This window comes from Paenibacillus sp. FSL P2-0089, assembly GCF_038595095.1.
Taxonomy (GTDB): Bacteria; Bacillota; Bacilli; order Paenibacillales; family Paenibacillaceae; genus Paenibacillus_AQ; species Paenibacillus_AQ silagei.
Map to the genome: position 1 here is coordinate 5103998 of NZ_CP152006.1, position 17723 is coordinate 5121720.

At 51.8% G+C, this 17723-nt stretch carries 12 protein-coding genes; 3 read left to right on the forward strand and 9 right to left on the reverse strand.

Features of this window, described 5'->3' with window-relative positions:
- The first annotated feature begins 58 nt into the window (after nt 1-58).
- Genes NST69_RS21430 through dmpG form a run of 3 tightly spaced genes read left to right on the forward strand, consistent with a single transcriptional unit; the run spans nt 59 to nt 3734 of the window.
- Nucleotides 59-1828 carry a thiamine pyrophosphate-binding protein gene (locus NST69_RS21430; protein WP_036731504.1) on the forward strand — a complete coding sequence of 590 codons (1770 nt, stop codon included), beginning with the start codon at nt 59-61 and terminating at the stop codon, nt 1826-1828.
- Between the two features lie 5 nt (nt 1829-1833).
- A complete protein-coding gene (locus NST69_RS21435; protein ID WP_339249897.1) occupies nt 1834-2724 on the forward strand; it encodes an acetaldehyde dehydrogenase (acetylating) in 891 nt (296 codons plus the stop codon).
- A gap of 2 nt (nt 2725-2726) precedes the next feature.
- Nucleotides 2727-3734, forward strand: a complete 1008-nt coding sequence (gene dmpG / locus NST69_RS21440) for a 4-hydroxy-2-oxovalerate aldolase (protein ID WP_036731500.1) — start codon at nt 2727-2729, stop codon at nt 3732-3734.
- A 56-nt stretch (nt 3735-3790) separates the two neighbouring features.
- On the opposite strand, the gene NST69_RS21445 is transcribed toward dmpG, so the two are convergent.
- From NST69_RS21445 to NST69_RS21485, 9 genes are all read right to left on the reverse strand, one after another.
- The gene (locus tag NST69_RS21445; protein WP_036731498.1) at nt 3791-4924 is read right to left on the reverse strand and encodes a glycosyltransferase family 2 protein; all 1134 of its coding nucleotides are present in this window, start codon (nt 4922-4924) and stop codon (nt 3791-3793) included.
- A gap of 108 nt (nt 4925-5032) precedes the next feature.
- Nucleotides 5033-6349 carry a YVTN family beta-propeller repeat-containing protein gene (locus NST69_RS21450; protein ID WP_339249900.1) on the reverse strand — a complete coding sequence of 439 codons (1317 nt, stop codon included), beginning with the start codon at nt 6347-6349 and terminating at the stop codon, nt 5033-5035.
- Nucleotides 6350-6623: 274 nt separating this feature from the next.
- Complete coding sequence (rfbA, locus tag NST69_RS21455) at nt 6624-7508, reverse strand: glucose-1-phosphate thymidylyltransferase RfbA (RefSeq protein ID WP_339249902.1); 885 nt, start codon at nt 7506-7508, stop codon at nt 6624-6626.
- A 128-nt stretch (nt 7509-7636) separates the two neighbouring features.
- Nucleotides 7637-9988 carry a hypothetical protein gene (locus NST69_RS21460; RefSeq protein ID WP_339310691.1) on the reverse strand — a complete coding sequence of 784 codons (2352 nt, stop codon included), beginning with the start codon at nt 9986-9988 and terminating at the stop codon, nt 7637-7639.
- 31 nt (nt 9989-10019) lie between these two features.
- On the reverse strand, nt 10020-11228 hold the full coding sequence (locus NST69_RS21465; RefSeq protein ID WP_051478535.1) for a hypothetical protein: 1209 nt from the start codon (nt 11226-11228) through the stop codon (nt 10020-10022).
- A 61-nt stretch (nt 11229-11289) separates the two neighbouring features.
- Nucleotides 11290-12522, reverse strand: a complete 1233-nt coding sequence (locus tag NST69_RS21470; RefSeq protein ID WP_339249906.1) for a hypothetical protein — start codon at nt 12520-12522, stop codon at nt 11290-11292.
- 130 nt (nt 12523-12652) lie between these two features.
- Nucleotides 12653-14980, reverse strand: coding sequence for a hypothetical protein (locus tag NST69_RS21475; RefSeq protein ID WP_339249908.1), 2328 nt, complete (start codon nt 14978-14980; stop codon nt 12653-12655).
- A gap of 31 nt (nt 14981-15011) precedes the next feature.
- The gene (locus NST69_RS21480) at nt 15012-16217 is read right to left on the reverse strand and encodes a hypothetical protein (protein WP_339249910.1); all 1206 of its coding nucleotides are present in this window, start codon (nt 16215-16217) and stop codon (nt 15012-15014) included.
- Between the two features lie 23 nt (nt 16218-16240).
- The gene (locus tag NST69_RS21485; RefSeq protein ID WP_339249912.1) at nt 16241-17473 is read right to left on the reverse strand and encodes a hypothetical protein; all 1233 of its coding nucleotides are present in this window, start codon (nt 17471-17473) and stop codon (nt 16241-16243) included.
- Nucleotides 17474-17723: the final 250 nt, after the last annotated feature.

The following is a 17723-nucleotide window of genomic DNA, read 5'->3' on the forward strand; positions in this document are numbered from 1 at the left end:
GTCAAGTGAAGCCGGCATGCTATGGGTATGGCTGTGTTTCAGGAAGGAGGAAGCATAAATGAGAATGAGGGTTGCGGATTATATCACGCACTCTTTATATGATGAAGGCGGGGAGACCGTATTCCTGGTCACCGGGGGAATGATTATGCATCTGACCGATGCGCTCTACCAGCATGGCAAGCAGGAATATGTCTGCTGTCACCACGAGCAGGCTGCCGCAATGGCCGCTGAGGCTTACGGAAGGATGACCGGCAAGCTTGGCGTCGCTTACGTTACCGCAGGGCCTGGAGCGCTGAATACCATTACAGGCATAACCGGAGCTTATGTCGATTCTTCCCCAATGATTGTAGTTGGTGGGAATTCCAAGGTTGCGCTTGCCCAGGTGAAAGGACCGCGGCAATTCGCTCTGCAAGGCTTCGATTCTCTGGATATTTTTCGCCAGATTACCAAATATGCTGTCAGGCTGGAGGACCTCTCACAAGTCCGTTATGAAGTGGAGAAATGCATCTATCTCGCCAAGAACGGCCGGGTAGGTCCGGTCTATCTGGAGGTGCCGGTGGATCTGCAAGGCGCAGCCTTTGACCCGGATGACTTCCCGGGATTCACAGAACCAATAGCCAAGGTACACGAGATCACAGATGCTGAGCTTGATCAGGTTCTTGCTGCGCTGAAGCGCAGCAAGCGGCCTTGTCTGCTGGCAGGTGCAGGCGTCCGGCATGGAGATGCGGTAGAAGCGCTGCATGCATTCGCGGAAGCTACCGGCATTCCCGTACTGACCTCCCGTCTGGGAATGGACCTGATGGATCATGATCATCCCCTGTTTGTCGGCCGTCCCGGTACATACGGTGACCGGCCAGCGAATTTTACGGTACAGAATTGTGATCTTCTGCTAACCGTGGGCTGCCGGCTTGGGATCGGGCTGGTCGGTTATGATTTTGCCGACTTTGCCAAGAATGCCTTCAAAATCCATGTGGATATTGATGCCAGGGAATTGAATAAGCCCTCGGTTATTCCTGACATTCCGGTGCAGGGAGAAGCCCGCAATTTCTTCATAAGGCTCACTGCGTTATGGGACGGAGAAGCCTCTTATACCGGGTGGGTCCGGCAGACACAATACTGGAAGCAGCGTTACCCTGTTGACTTGCCTGAATATGACGATGACAGCAGCGGCATCAATTCCTACCGCTTCATGACCCGGTTCTCAGAGCTCGCACCAGAGGATGCCCTCTTCGTAGTTGACACCGGCTCCTGCTTCCATGTCCATGCCCAGGCCTTCAAAGTCAAAGCCGGGCAACGGCATATCATCACAGGCGGATTATCCACTATGGGTTATACGCCCGGTGCCATAGGTGCATCGGTAGCCGCTGGCCGAAGAGAGGTCTTCTGTATTACAGGTGACGGATCGTTTCAGATGAATCTGCAGGAATTGCAGACCATCCGTCATCATCGGCTGCCTGTGAAGTTCATTCTGATCAATAATGGCGGTTATCTGCTGATCCGCCATACCCAGTCCAACTTCATGGGCGGGCGTTATCTGGGGGAAGGACCGGATTCCGGGGTAAGCTTCGTTCCATTCGAGCGGCTTGCCGAGACGTTTGACTTAGGCTATCTGAGAATCTCACAGCTTGACCACCTGGATGATCAGCTTAACGAGCTGTTCCGCCACCCGGGGCCGATGATCTGTGAGATTATGACACCAACCGATCAACTGCTCATTCCGCGTGTATCCTCCCGTCAGCTGGAGGATGGAACGATGATATCTACAGCTTACGATGATATGTTCCCTTTTCTGCCGAGGGATGAATACCAATCTAATTGCTTGGAGTGACTGCCATGCGCACGAATCAGCTGAACGTTGCCATTCTGGGAAGCGGCAATATCGGGACAGACCTGCTTATCAAAGTTCTGCGCTCCGAGTCCTTGACATGTTCCCTCTTCTCAGGGAGAAACCCGGATTCCAGAGGACTTCAGCTTGCCAGGGAGCTTGGCGTACAGGTATCCGACAGAGGCATCAATGCCATTCTGGACAATCCCGGATGCTGCGACATTGTTATCGATGCTACCTCTGCCGCCGCCCACATCCGTCATTATCCCTTGCTGAAGGAACTGGGCAAGTTCGTGATCGATATGACACCCTCGCAGCTAGGGACAACGTGTATCCCGGCTGTGAATCTGCAGGAATGTCTGGACAGTAACGATGTAAATATGATCACCTGCGGCGGCCAGGCTTCCGTGCCGCTAGCCTATGCTATTGCCCAGTCCCAAAAGGAGTTATCGTATATAGAGGTTGTATCAAGCATCGCCTCTCTGAGCGCAGGACCTGCCACAAGAATTAACCTGGATGAATATATTGGAGCTACTGAGGATGCTCTCCGCAGCTATACCGGCTGCAGGCGGGCCAAGGCCATCCTTAATCTGAACCCTGCCATTCCCAGTATAGATATGCAGACTACACTCTTCGCCGTTGTTCCTGAACCAGATATGGATAGTCTTAGCAAGGCAGTAGAGGAAATGGTCACCCGAATTCAACACTATGTCCCAGGCTATCAGATTATTGTACCTCCGGTCATTGAGAACGGCAGAATCGCCATGATGGTCAAGGTCCAGGGACTTGGCGACTTCCTTCCCACCTATGCCGGAAATCTGGATATTATTAATTGCGCGGCGATCGCCCTGGCAGAAGAATATGCCAGACGCTCGCTTATTGTGTGCAAAGGAGAATGATCATGCTCCCACTTATCATTAGCGACCCTACGCTTAGGGACGGCTCCCATGCTGTGAAGCATCAGTTGACCCGGGAGAATCTGGATCTTTATTCCCGGATGGCAGAGAAGGCAGGGCTAGCAGTGCTGGAGGTCGGACATGGCAACGGCCTCGGTGCCTCCTCTCTTCAGCTTGGTGAAAGTCTGCTGTCTGATGAAGAGATGCTGTCCATCTGCAGAAGCAATCTCCGGCACACGCTGTTATCGATCCATGTCATTCCAGGGTTCGCTACAATTAACCGCGATCTGCGGGCTGCCCTGGATCTGGGAGTCGATATCGTGCGTGTCGCCTCCCATTGCACAGAGGCAGATCTGACAAAACGCCATATCGAATATGTGCGCGGACAGAACCGGACCGCTTACGGTGTTCTTATGATGTCTCATATGGCTCCCGCTGAGGTGCTGAGCATCGAAGCTCTTAAGATGCAGAGCTACGGAGCACAAGCCGTCATTCTGATGGATTCGGCAGGTGCTTATCTGCCCAAGGATGTCACCGGAAAGATTCAGTATTTGCGCAGCATCCTTGACATCCCTGTGGGCTTCCATGCTCATAACAATCTGGGCCTGGCAATCGGCAACTCACTGGCTGCCGCCGAGGCGGGAGCCTCCATCCTTGACGGCACAGCACGCGGTTTCGGCGCCGGGGCCGGCAATGCGCAGCTGGAGGTGCTGGTTGGAGCGCTTCATCAATCCGGCTGGGACACAGGAATTGAGCTCTATGCGCTGCTTGAGCTGGCAGAGCAAGCAGAGAGTGCCTTCGCCAAAGCGCCCAAACTCGGCAGCATGAGTATCGTAAGCGGTATGGCCGGTGTGTTCTCCGGCTTCGTGAAGCCGGTGGAACGGATTGCCAAGGAGTACAATGTTGATCCCAAGGCGGTCATGGTCGAGCTTGGACGCCGGAAGGTCGTGGCCGGTCAGGAGGATCTGATTCTTGAGGCAGCGCTGACCTTAGCGCGACATGACTTCCCTTGAGCTTCAATAAATACAATAAAGCAGGCAGTTGTAACCCACGGCTGCCTGCTTCTGCATTACTCTGACCTGCCCCGTCTTTCTTCCAGCACCTTCTGCAATTCGCTTCTTTGGCCAAGCAAGACCTGATTACCCGGCAGGTAAGCCAAGGCCTGCTCATTATGCTGCCAGGCCTGCTTCCATTCTCTTGCAGCGGCGCAGCAGCGGCTGACCAAGACATGAGGTAGCCAGGTATAATAAGCTTGGGAGACAGGACGGTTCCCCGGTCCTGCTGTCTGCCGGGCGATCGCCTGGAGATACCAGTAGATTGCACTCTCCCACTCTCTGCGCTCCTCGAAGAATCCGGCGACACCGCAGCAGACATCCGCCTGGGGTAGCCCGTAGCTGAAGGAGCGGAAGAGGCTATTCAGCCTGAGCCCCGCTTCCCCCAGCTCCCGGTAACATTCGGACAGCCGCAGACAAGCTGTAATCCGTTCATCTTTGCAGCCGTTTGGTTCCTTCAGCAACTCTTCATAGGAAGTCGCCGCAGCTTGATAGTCCCGTGTCTCGAAGCATTCATTCGCATAGTGAAAGAGCAGCCTTCCTTCAGCCTTGCCTTCCTCAGCGATCCAGCGCTTCAGAATCTGCAGGTTGCGTTCCGTATGAACAGCGGATGGACGATGGTCCATGTAAATATCCGTGTTCATGGAAGCGCCTGCTCCAATATCCAGTTCCTCGTGGACACGCCCATGCCACTGGAAATGCTGCCCGCTTCTGACAATCCGGGGACGATATTCCGAATGGACCACTACTAAAGCGGAACCCGCTTGGGAGGGCTGTGGAAATAGCCGGCTTCCCATCAAGATCACCTCTACACCGGCTTGTTCCTCCTTCAGTTGCCGTTTCAAGCGGGCCAGTTTCTCCGCTTCAGGTGCGGCCAGAAGCTCATCGGCATCCATCCAGAACACGTAAGGCATCGTCGCCTGTTCAAAGGAATAGTTGCGGGCCGCTGCGAAATCCTCATCCCACGGATAAGTGAACACCTTCTCTGTATACCAGCCTGCCACAGTGACAGTCCTGTCCGTCGATCCCGTATCCACAATAATGATCTCATCCATCAGGTCTCTGACCGAGTCCAGACAACGTCCTAACACAGCTTCTTCGTTCTTCACAATCATACACAGACTGAACAGACCTTCCTGTTCTGCTTCCATCTCCCCGCCTCCTGAGAATGATTCGATATACAAAAATATAAAAAAGAAACCATCCCGCAAAGGATGGCCCTTAAGCTCGCTGCAAAATAAAGCAGGTTCCTTTCAGGATCAGGTTAATCTGTGAACAGACCATACAACACCTGGATCTGTAGCACCTAAATCCAAATTAAGCGCCAATCCATCTGGCTGATAGATGAGGCTGATCACATCATTTGCCGCAAGCTCCACTTCACCTGCTAAGGTAACAGTACCGCTTCTAAGAAGTGTTCTAAGGGTTAAAGTTCCGGCGACAGCCACATCCAGTACCGGTAATAATCCGGTGACCAGATCTATAGCTGGAGCTGGCGTAGTTTTTTGGACCACTAATGACGGATTCACATCTGCACCTAACGCTGTGGTGACCGCAGCATCAAAAGCAAAGTTAATTGTAGCTTCAATAGAGTACCTACCTGCTTCTGGAACGGTGTATTCACCCAAAACTGCATCGAATGCCGCATTGCCGTAATACGGCGACGTTTCTTCCCAGCCAACAAACGTGGCCGTGGTGCCTGTCACCAAGGTTGGCAGAAATACCGAGAAGCCTTCACCTGCTAATACAGGACCAGTCGTTCCTGTGACTCCTGTCATTCCTGTAAGCCCTGTAGCTCCCGTTTCCCCGGTAAGACCCGTGACTCCGGTGGCTCCTGTGGCTCCCGTTTCCCCGGTAAGACCCGTGACTCCGGTAGCTCCTGTGGCTCCCGTTTCCCCAGTAAGACCCGTGACTCCGGTAGCTCCTGTAAGACCTGTGTCTCCCCGAGCTCCTCCTCCGGGCCCTGTGGTTCCTTGGGGGCCTTGGAATCCTGTAGTTCCTGTAGGTCCAGGTTCTCCTGTTGTTCCTGTAGGTCCTGAGGCTCCTGTGGCTCCTGTGGCTCCTGATTCTCCCCCCCCTTGCCCGGTAGGTCCTGTAGGTCCTGCTGGTCCAGCTTCTCCTGGCGCCCCTGGTAATCCTGCCGGGCCTCTCTCTCCTGCCGGGCCTGTTGCTCCCGCCGGACCTGTGGCTCCGCCGCCACTACCACCTCTGTCTGCCCCTAACAATTCTTCCGATACTAAACGGTGTGCCGTTACCAATTGACCCGCTGCGTTCTTGCCCCATAGCGAGATCTGCACCGGCTCAACTTCCTCCGATGAATTCGGTGATGTAATAAATGTGAATTCATAAGCATTGACGTCGGCATAGTAATTCTTCGTGATTACCTGGTTCGCTGCAACATTGAGTAATTCGCTTACGTACATCACTCTCGTTCCGCCGGTCAATTGATAACCCTGAATGGTTAATGAGTACGCAGAAGCCTCGCTGCGGTTATCAATTTTGACTGTAACCTGCTGAGTAGGTCTCACTCCGTTCACAGGATTATTCTCAATAGGTCCTGTTGATAAAAAAGCCATTACATGGTCACATCCTTACAGATTTGGATTTCATTCCAGTATGCGCAGGGAATAATGCTCAACGGACAACCCCGGTCAGCAGCATACTTAATGATTAATATAGTAGTATTCAAGTGTACAGGTTTGGTGTGGACTTAGTGGATGAACTCATCAGAATGGGCTTCATCACCATCCACCAATTCTCCTCTGCTCTGTGAATACCAATATATGCTCCAAGTCCAGAATGTGTCCGTCAGTCAAGCTGGAACATTCTCTTCTGCGCTGTTCATGAATCTCAGCTACCCTCAACAAGAGATTCTTCTGCTATGCTGGACAAGTATTGTCCGTAGGTCAGCTTACGCAGCGGCCGGGCTAGCTCCAGCAGTTGCTCTCTGGTGATGTAGCCTTTATTGAAGGCAATCTCTTCGATGCAGGCCACGTAGAGCCCTTGCCGCTTCTGGACGGTCTCGACCAGATTAGCGGCCTCCAGCAGCGAATCCGGCGTTCCGGTATCCAGCCAAGCCATCCCCCGGCCGAACACCTCCACATTGAGTTGCCCTCTGTTTAAATATTCCTGGTTAACATCCGTAATCTCGATTTCACCGCGCCGCGAAGGCTTAATGTGTCTTGCAATCTCCACGACCTGCCGGTCATAGAAGTACAAGCCCGGCACTGCATAATGAGAACGGGGATACAGCGGCTTCTCTTCCAGTGCAACCACTCGACCCATGTTATCAAATTCCACAACGCCGTAGGCGGAAGGATCCTGCACATGGCAGCCGAAGATCGTGGCACCTTCCCGCCGCCGGACGGTTCTCTCCAGAATAGAGCTGAAGCTCTGTCCATAGAAAATGTTATCCCCCAGAATCATACACACATGATCCGCACCAATGAATTCCTCCCCGATCAGGAATGCCTCTGCAAGCCCCCGCGGCTGTTCCTGCACCGCATATTGAAAGGATAGTCCGAGCTGTTCGCCGGTGCCCAGAAGGTCCTGGAATAATCGGACATCTCTTCCGGTCGAGATGATCAGAATCTCCCGGATGCCTGCCAGCATCAAGACAGATAGCGGATAGTAAATCATAGGTTTGTCGTACACCGGAAGGATCTGCTTGGAGATCGACTTCGTTAACGGATGCAGCCTCGTCCCCGAGCCGCCCGCCAGAATAATTCCTTTCATCTATCCACGCTCCCCAATTCTTAACATTTCTCCCCTTGTCCCCTTGTTATGGAGTGAAGATCAACACCTTGGTTTCCGGAACCGTATGGGTTGATCTTCATTTATGTTATTGAATTTGGACTACACTTCTATTTGCTCTGTGTCTTGTAATGTCCGCTAGAGAAACTGTAATATAGCGGTACGAGAGAAGGATCACTGTCCGGATTATAATTAATGGTCCGAATTGAGAAATCCGCCATGCTAATTATATAAATGTTCTCCCACCCGATATTAACTAGATATTGGCTATCGCCAGTGAAATTCAGTGCACCGAGTTTGAAGATATCTGTCATTGGAATAGTCTGTGTCGTCTGATTGCTGGTTGATATCAGCTTGAGCTCCTGGGTTCCCTGTACACACACCCATCGTTCATCCGGTGACAGAATGATCGTATACTGATTGATAGGCCCCCGCAAACTGTTTAATAAGTTACCATTAATGTCGATACGGCTAACATTCAATGGGATATGGTTGTCAGGAGTTTCCCCATTGTCCATGATATAGGCTTCGCCGGATTTTAACTGACGAATCCCCCACGTGCTGTTATGACCAGCTGCAGGCTTTAAGCCGGTGTTACTGAAATTTCCAATCTCTGCGTAGACGTATAAAGTGTTCTTCATGGACGGTGTCAGCCGCACTTCCATACTGTCAGGCGTAACCACGAGTGGATTGGAGTAAGCCGTTCTTTCCAATGCGACCGAATAAGCTCCAAAAATATTCTCGGTAAGCGTTCCCGTTGCAATCTCATACGCATGAACCGCCGGATTATACTGACCCCCAACGAGTAAGAAAAAAGCATAACGGCTGTCAGGAGACACCGCAGAGTATTGTACAACGGATGTCGTGGAGAAGGTATCAATAATACTTCCATTGGCCAGATCAAAGACAATCGTCTGCACATTTCCAGTCGATATTCCAGTCGATATAAAAAGATGGCGCTGATCAGGGGTTAATAGCAGATCTAATACTTGCGCACCCAGGTTTAAATCCACTGTCCAATCGAGGGCGCGGGATTGAATATTGAACCGGTACAATTTATCTACAACCGCATAGTAAATGTACTTGTCGTCTCCTGAGGCGGCATAAGCTACTTGCCCTAAGAGAAAGTTGATACTAGGATCCACAGGGATTATTTGAATGGTAGCCGACCGGGCATCCAGGATTCCAACCCCACCATCCTTCAGAAAATAAGCCGTTGCCTCGCTGACGACGTAAGGTGTCCCGCTGCCCATTACCTCTGCCGCCAGATACCGGTTCTCCATAATCAGAGAGAGCGCACTCGGAATATTTAAGTCAATTTGCACTTGAACAGAATAGACTCCCGGTCCGGCTTCGGGGATATGCGTCAGGCTGAACGGGAATTGCACACTGGCTCTTTTGCCGGGATCAGCTTCACCGCTGCCATAGCCTTGGACGATGGACCTGAATTCAAATGAGCGGATCACTGCATTATTGTAGAGAACATTGATTGAAAGAGGAATTCGAACAGCTTCTGCCAGCGGGAGATAGGAGACGCGGAGATCCCCTTGTAGTTGTACGCGTTGTCCGGCCTTCGTCTGCAATGTATCCAGGGTGAGAACCGTTTGTAGCTCAGAGGTCAATACCTGTGAATCAGCACGATATTGATATAAGGGAGAGGGCACGGATTCGCCTGTCGCTCCGGTTGCACCGGAAGAACCTGCCGGTCCCGTCGGGCCTTTGCTGCCGGTACCTGTCGGTCCAAGTGCGCCCCGCAGACCTTCCACCCCTTGTGAGCCTTGCGGTCCTTTGACACTATACCCTGTAGTCCCTGTTACGGCTATTCCGGTTGCACCGGTAGGACCAATTCCTGTGAGCCCTGTCATCCCGGTCAGACCAGTCGGACCGTAACCTGCTGTGCCTGTGAAGCTTGCGGGAAGCCCAGGTTCGCCTGTATCTCCTGTCGGACCGGTCACTCCGTACCCTGTTGCCCCTGTCACGCCCTTATTGCCGTAATCACCGCCGCCGCCCCTCGTACCTTGGGTGCCAGTCGTTCCAGTCGGGCCGGTCGGACCGGTATGCCCCGTGGCGGCTCTAACGGCATGAACAGAAGCTATCCCTGCAACGGCTCTGCCTATAGAAGGATCTGCCTTGACGTTAATATAGCTGACGACCCGGGCTCGTATAGTGTACGCATACGTTCCCGGATTCGCCGAATGGTTGACCGTAACTTGTAAGGTTCTGGTAGTCTCTCCCGTTCCGGTATGGGACAGCGTGACCAGTTGAGTCTGCAGTACACTGCCGGAGAGCATCGTTTCCAGCTCAATCCGCAGCAAGGATGGACCGGAAGTCACTGCCTGGAAGATAACAGGAATCTGGAACGTTACATGCGCCTTAGGCTGCGCTGCAACAATGTCAAGTGTCTCTGCCAGGTGAATAGCCGGTCCCGGTGTTCCCAGAGGGAGAGTGGTTAGATTCGACATCACTTCACCGCCTTTGATATTCTCTGCAACATCAGATGCTGTCAGGTATTACCGTTGAAGATAAGGTGCATTGATTAATATAGACATCCCTTTGATCTTGTTCCTCACCAACAACCAATATGGATAACGACAGGGTCGTTGCCGGGCCATCATACATAACGTAAAATGGTAAAACCTGTGCAGTTCGAAATAAATCCGTTTGTTTCTGCCAATAATCTGTATACATATACAATGTGTTCTGGGCAGTATCCGTAAGTGTAATTGTCATTTCCAATCCATTATTCTCTATAATTGAGTTACTCCAATATTCGATTTCTACCATCCCCTCTATTTGGCAACGGCTGCTTCCAGGATTCACCGGGAGAGATGCAATCAAGAAAGGCTCATTATAATTCACTGTGATGGAGGGACTGCTTCTTGTGTAAGTTAATGTTGGAATAAAAACTTCATTCGCTCCCGCTCCTGTAGGCCCTCTGGCACCTTCTGGCCCAGGATCTCCCTGCTCACTGCCTGCCCCGGGCGGACCCGTGAAGCCTGTAGGCCCAGTTCCACCGTCTGGCCCAGTGTCACCTGTTATTCCAGGACCGGTGGCTCCGACAGCCCCCATCCCTGTAACTCCTGTTGCTCCTGTGACTCCTATTCCGGTGGCACCGGTGGCTCCGGTAGGTCCATTGAGTGCTCCCATATAGGTTGTTGCCCCTGTGGGTCCTGTAGGACCTGTCAGGCCGGTCGGGCCTGTAAGCGAGACGCCATCCTCGCCCATTCTCCCCTCGCCACCAGATAGACCGGTACGTCCGGTTAGACCAGTGGGTCCTGTTGGGCCTGGAGGACCTATCGGACCGTTGAATATAACAGGCCCTGGTCCCGTCTGGACTAGAGGGGAGCCGACCCGAATATCCGAGGCGATGTTCTGAACATGCAGCAGTTTCATTCTCAGTTCGTATTGGTGAATACCTGCAGACAGTTCATCGGTGAATCTGACGGTGGCTTCAGTCTGAACAAGGCCAGCGGCCAAGGCTGTTGATTCTATCGATACACCCCGAGTTTCAGCAAGTGCATTAGCTCTCCATAGTTCAACATTTAAATGCAAATGATAATAACCAGGGGACCGTATATCCAGAAGCATTGGAATCGACAACTGCACTTGCGCAGATGCATACGGCTGTTCCACATCCGTCCGGATATCCGTAAGCACAAGCTCATTGCCGCTCTCAAGAGGAAGCGACGAATAGATGTCCATGTATATTCAACTCCTTTATTACTCAGATGCTGTTCTTCTGTACGATTCTTGAACAGATAGTTCAGTTCCCTCTTAGGAATACCTTCGCAGTTGCATTAAAGGATTCATAGCTGATAGTTGTGTTTGGAGTTATCGTACTAGCTGTAGCCGACAATGTGTAGCTGTGAAGACCTAATGGCGGATGATCATCAATGGCATAGAAGAACAGCGATTGTTCGGAAGGAATGGAATTAGATGATGGATCATTCGAATAATTATAGAACAACATCCAATTAAACAAAGCGCCTTCAGGAAGGTTGACTCCATCACGTTGTATCACATAAACAATATTATTGCTGTATTCGTAATCCGGGGGATTCCCGTAGCTGATCTGTAGAGTGCCAGCTACAACTACACATTGATCAGTCGAGGTAACCAGTACTGGCGGAAGTTGGCCTACAAGCTCACTCTCTTCTGGACTGCTCGACAGCAGAGCATCACTCACAACTACCGGCAATGCACGGCTGGGTCCGGTTACACCTGTGGGGCCAGTTGTCCCTGTATTACCGGTAAATCCTGAACCTGGACCTGTGTACCCGGTCTCCCCCCTTGCTCCGGTCGTTCCTGTCGGGCCCTGCAGTCCATACCCGGTCATACCCGTGGCTCCGATTCCTGTCATTCCGGTTGGACCGGCAGGTCCCACCCCGGTAGTTCCCGTAGGGCCCGTTGGTCCGGTTACGCTTCCCGATCCGGTTGCCACAACCACGCCCGTAGCTCCAGTGGGTCCCTTAGGTCCCTTCGTTCCCTTGATCCCAGGGCCGGTTGTACCGGTCGGACCGGTGCTCCCGGTCGGACCGTTAGGCCCACGTGTACCACGTGGACCTTGCGTACCCGTTGGTCCGGTCGGACCGATGTCATCCTCGTCAGCCGCGACTCCTTGTACAGAGACTGTAGGGAGGCCGGCCAGCGGATTCGCCGCAATATTCTGTGAAGACAGAACCCTCAGCTCCACTTCAAAGGATTGCTCCCATTGACCAAAGCTCCCTGTAATACTTGCATTCACATCCGCAATTAGCGCTTCCCCTGCGTTGCCGCTGCCGATATAAGGCTCGGTCAGAGTCTGAAGCATCGTTCCATCTTTCAGAACAGACAGCCCGACGATTAGGTGATAATTCCCGGTCTCCGCCGGCTTGAACGACAGAGGCACACTGAAATCAATTTGGAACGAGGGATGACTCTCTTCCAGCAATACCGGACTTGCCAGCCGGATTGCCGGTCCCGGACTTCCCAGTTGCACCGGAATTAATGATGACATGTGAACACAACCCTTCTGTCACTTTATAATTCGCCTTGTCCGCTTGATGTGAAAACAGATTAATCCCCGTAGTTTCAGAAACCACAGGGATTGACCTAAGCATAACTTGTGCAGCGCGCGTAACCTCGCTTTATTTACTCTGCGTTTTGTAAGCTCCGCTGGAGAGGGTGTAGTTCAGCGGCCGATTAGCTGGTTCTGGCGGAAGGCCAAAGGTTCGGATTGAACGATCCTCTAAGCTTATCGTGTAAATATTTTGAGTCCCTATAACAACTAGAAAACTACTGTCTCTTGTGAAGTTGACTCCTCCCCGGAAGGTTTGATCCGTTATTGCGGGGAATGAACTTCCTGCTAAAGTATTAGAATCAAGTACAGAGAGACCATATGCGCTTTGGATGCAAACAAACTGCTGATCCGGTGATAGAACCAGCGAGTATAATGGAACTCCAAATTGTACCAACAAATAATCTCCACTGGGTCTAAGAAGGTTGACATTAGCATACTGCACCGAATTATTTGGATCTACCCCGTTATCTATGGTTATACAATTTCCGTTATTTAACTGCACAATGCCCCATGACCCGTTACCGGATGTAGTTCTGAGACCCTTGTTATTGAAGTTACCAACCTCCGCGTGAGCATAAAAGACTTGTGCCAGACCTGGAGTAAACCTCACCTCGGTACTGTCAGGTGATACTACCAGCGGGTTGGAGTAGCCTGGATATAACTGAGGCTGAATAGGATACAATCCATTGAAGATATTCCGCTCCAGTGTTCCCAGGGCAATGTTGTAGGCATGAACCTCACCCGTATAGATATAGAAGAAGGCATAGCGGCTGTCTGGAGAAGCGGCGGAGAAGAGAACATTCGATTCCAGCGTCAGCGTTCGGACGGTAACACTGTTCACCAGATCATACACCTGCACCTGGGGACTGGCTTCATCCGAGATGAACAGATATCTCTGGTCAGGCGTAAGCAGCAGATCTGTTGCCTGCATATCCTGATTCAGATCGATTCCCCAGTTCACCACTTGGGCCTTTGTGTCGAACTGGTATAACCTGTCTTGTACCGCATAGTAAATGTCATCACCTGTTGAAGCGGCATAAGCTGCATTCGCGTTGAACTGGATATTGGGATCCATCGGAACCGATTGGGTGGGACCAACCAATGCATTGATGGTTTGCACCCCGCCCGCAGCCAGGAAATAAGCGTAACTGTTCGGGGAGGAGATGGTGCCGACATCGACTGCCTCTGCCACAAGATACCGGTTCTCCGCCGTCAGCGTCACATTATCCTGTGGATTAGAGTTCTGCGACAAAAATACAGTATATGTTCCTGTACCGGGTTCGGGGGCATGCGTCAGGCTAAAAGGAATCTGTACGCTGGCCCGTTGTCCGGGATCAGGCATATCGCTCCCATAGCCCTGGACTATTGTCTGAAAGTTAAACGAGTGGAAGAAGGAATTGATAGAAAAGTTATATGCAAAGCCAATAGTAACAGAAATTCTTGTAGCTACTGAGAGCGGGAGATACGTGATTCGGACATTACCCTGTAATAGAACGCGTTGTCCGGCCATAGTCTGCACGTTCGAGGTTAGAAAAACTCGCGGAGAATCAGTCAACACCATCGGATCAGTACGATATTGATATTGGGCAGGAGACAGCGGTTCGCCGGTTGAGCCGGTTGCACCAGTAGCGCCGGCTGGCCCTCTTGGGCCTGGACCCATCGTCCCTGTTGGTCCCGGCGCTCCTTGCAGACCTTCCTTCCCTGGTGCACCCTGCGTCCCCTTCACACTCGTACCTGTCGCACCTGTCACCGCATTACCGGTTGCACCTGTCGGACCTACTACGGTCAAGCCCGTCGCCCCTGTTGGACCAGTGGGCCCAGTGCCGATTCCGCCAGTGACGCTTGCGGGAGGGCCTGGTTCACCTGTATCTCCTGTCGGACCGGTCGCTCCATATCCTGTAGCTCCTGTCACGCCCTTGTTACCGTAACCGCCGCCGTCTCCCCTTTGGCCTTGGGTGCCGGTCGTTCCAGTAGGGCCGGTCGGACCGGTAATTCCTGTAGCAGCCCGAATTGCCTGAACAGAAGCTATCCCTGCAACAGCTCTGCCTATATAAGGATCGGCCTTGATGTTAATATAACTGACTACCCGAGCTCGTATAGTGTAGGCATACGTTCCCGGATAAGCCGGGTGGTTGACTGTAACTTGTATTGTTCTTGCAGTCTCCTCAGTTCCATTATTGGACAGCGTGACTAATTGAGTCTGCAGCACACTGCCGGAGAGCATCGTCTCCAGTTCAATCCGCAGCAGGGATTCGCCTGGAGAGCTGCTCTGGAAGATAACAGGGATATGAAAGGTCACATGCGCCTGAGGCTGAACTGCAGTGATTTCGAGCGTCTCTGCCAGGTGAATAGCCGGGCCCGGCGCTCCCAAAGGGAGAGTTGTTAGATTCGACATAATTTCACCGCCTTAGATATATTACGTAATGCTAGTTATTCGGAATTACCGTGGAAGTTAAGACAGCTGGAAGAATCACGATAATTAATCGTTCTTGATCATCACCGGTAATTACTTCAGTTAGCGTCAATGTAGTCGGTGGCCCGTCATACATAACGGTAAATGGAAATGTCTGAGCGAATTCAACATATTCAGGACCTTGTTTCTGCCAATAATCAGTATACTGATACAATGTATTTCCAACAGAATCAGTAAGTGTGATGGTTAACCGTATGCCAGAATTTAATCGAGGAGATGGTTTCCAAAACCATAAGCCTACAATCCCCTCTATTTGGCATCGTCCACTTCCAGGATCCACCTGGAGAGATGCAAGCAGTTCGGGCTTATTAATATACCCTACATCCCCTGGTGAAACTTTGTAAGTCAATATTGGAATAGATGCTCCATCCGCTAAGGTTCCTGTATGTCCCCTGGCACCTTGGGGTCCAGTTCCCCCCGTTTCGTTACCTGATCCGGGCGGACCGTTGAAGCCTGTGAGTCCTGTCGGACCATCTGGTCCGGTATCGCCAGTAATTGCTGTACCCGTTGCTCCGGCACTTCCCACACCCGTAGGTCCGGTTGCCCCTGTAACCCCTGTTCCGGTTGCTCCGGTTACACCGGTGGGTCCGGCAAAGTTTCCTACATAGCCGGTTGTCCCTGATGGACCCGTTGCTCCGGTTAGCCCGGTCGGGCCTGTAAGCGAGACGCCATCCTCTCCCATTCTCCCGGCGCCCCCAGATAGACCGGTACGTCCGGTTAGACCAGTGGGTCCTGTTGGACCTTGGGGACCTATAGGACCGTTGAATATGACGGGTCCCGGACCGGTCTGTAACCGGGGGGAGCCCACCCGGATATCCGAAGCGATATTCTGATAATGGAGCAGCTTCATTCTTAGCTCGTATTGATGAATGCCTGCGGGCAGTACATCATTGAATCTGACCGTTGATTCTGTCTGAACCAGTCCGGCAGACAGTGCTGTGGATTCTATGAATACATCACGTATCTCAACAAGAGCGTTAGCCCTCCATAGTTCAACATTTAGGTGCAGATGATAATAACCGGGGGACAGAATATCCAGCAGCAATGGAATCGACAACTGTAATTCCGCAGATGCATACGGCTGCTCCAAGTCTGCACGGATATCCGTGAGCACCAGCACATTGCCGGCTCCAAGGGGAAGCGACGAATAGATGTTCATGCATGTTTCAACTCCTTTATGTCTCAGTTGCCTCTTTGGAATACCTTTGCAGATGCATTGAAGGATCTATAGCTGATTGTTGTATTGTCAGACACATCATAGATATGAACGCGCAACGTATAGTTGTGAAGACCCGGGGGCGGATTCTCATCAATCGCATAGAAGGACAGTAATTCTTCAGAAGGATCGTAATTAGATGCCGGATTAATTGAATAATTGAATATTTTTGACCAAAAAAAGAAACCGTTAGTATCAAGTTCCTGACCATCTCGACGCACTTCATATAGAAGATTGTTATTGTAATGGTGATTAGAGGGATTCCCGTACATTATCTGAAGAGTACCCGATATGACTACACATTGATCTGTCGAATTGATCTGTACCGCCGAAAGTTGCCCCACAATTTCACTTTCGATGGGACTGCTCGACAGCAGAATATTGCTCACAACGAGTGGTAACGCCCGGCCTGGTCCGGTTACACCTGTGGGTCCTGTCGTCCCCGTGTCTCCAGTAATACTGGATCCGGGCCCCGGATTCCCGGTCATGCCAGTGCGTCCGGTCATTCCTGCCGGTCCAGGCACCCCATATCCGGTCATACCGGTGGCTCCAATTCCTGTCGCTCCCGTTGGCCCGGTTACTCCTATCCCGGCAAGACCTGTTGCGCCTGTAGCTCCGGTTCCGCTCCCCTCTCCCGTTGCCACCACTACACCCGTAGCCCCTGTGGGTCCCTTTGGTCCCTTCGTTCCCATGATGCCAGGGCCGGTTATCCCGATCGGACCGGTGGTGCCCGTTGGACCTTTCGTACCTTTCGTACCATAGGGACCTTGTGAACCGGTTGGTCCCGTCGGACCGAATTCATCAGCATCAGCCGCGGATCCTTGTACTGAGACTGCTGGAAGACCAACCAGCGGATTCGCCGCAATATTCTGTGAAGACAGAATACGCAGCTCCAGTTCAAAGGACTGCACGCCTTGCCCGAAGCTCCCCTTAATACTTGCATTCAGATCAGCAACCAGCGCTTCTCCGGCGTTGCTGTTGCCGATATAGGGTTCAGTAAGGCTATGGATGATATTTCCGTCTTTCAGAACAGATAACCCGATGATCAGGTGATAATTGCCGGACACTTCCGGCTTGAACGACAGAGGTACACTGAAATCAATTTGGAAGTAGGGATGACTCTCTTCCAGCAATACCGGACTTGACAGCCTGATTGCCGGTCCCGGACTTCCCAGTTGCACCGGAATTAATGATGACATGTAGACACAACCCTTCTTTCACTTTCATATTTGCTTGCCATTTGCGAACGGCAGAACTATTCAATCAACACCCCCAATACCAGTTTATGCTGCCTATAGATTGTCCAAGTCCATGCTATGCAGAATATTCATGGACCTCTCTGGTCCGGCAGCACATAGTATTCTATGCCGCTGAAGCCATGGGGTCTGGATTATTCGGCCACCAGCTCTAAAAAGGCGGATTCATTAGTCAATTATTAATATCCACACG

Coding starts and splice junctions, on each gene's coding strand:
- NST69_RS21430 (WP_036731504.1), top strand. CDS start 59: ATGAGAATGAGGGTTGCGGATTATATCACGCACTCTTTATATGATGAA.
- NST69_RS21435 (WP_339249897.1), top strand. CDS start 1,834: ATGCGCACGAATCAGCTGAACGTTGCCATTCTGGGAAGCGGCAATATC.
- dmpG (WP_036731500.1), top strand. CDS start 2,727: ATGCTCCCACTTATCATTAGCGACCCTACGCTTAGGGACGGCTCCCAT.
- NST69_RS21445 (WP_036731498.1), bottom strand. CDS start 4,924: ATGGAAGCAGAACAGGAAGGTCTGTTCAGTCTGTGTATGATTGTGAAG.
- NST69_RS21450 (WP_339249900.1), bottom strand. CDS start 6,349: ATGGCTTTTTTATCAACAGGACCTATTGAGAATAATCCTGTGAACGGA.
- rfbA (WP_339249902.1), bottom strand. CDS start 7,508: ATGAAAGGAATTATTCTGGCGGGCGGCTCGGGGACGAGGCTGCATCCG.
- NST69_RS21460 (WP_339310691.1), bottom strand. CDS start 9,988: ATGTCGAATCTAACCACTCTCCCTCTGGGAACACCGGGACCGGCTATT.
- NST69_RS21465 (WP_051478535.1), bottom strand. CDS start 11,228: ATGGACATCTATTCGTCGCTTCCTCTTGAGAGCGGCAATGAGCTTGTG.
- NST69_RS21470 (WP_339249906.1), bottom strand. CDS start 12,522: ATGTCATCATTAATTCCGGTGCAACTGGGAAGTCCGGGACCGGCAATC.
- NST69_RS21475 (WP_339249908.1), bottom strand. CDS start 14,980: ATGTCGAATCTAACAACTCTCCCTTTGGGAGCGCCGGGCCCGGCTATT.
- NST69_RS21480 (WP_339249910.1), bottom strand. CDS start 16,217: ATGAACATCTATTCGTCGCTTCCCCTTGGAGCCGGCAATGTGCTGGTG.
- NST69_RS21485 (WP_339249912.1), bottom strand. CDS start 17,473: ATGTCATCATTAATTCCGGTGCAACTGGGAAGTCCGGGACCGGCAATC.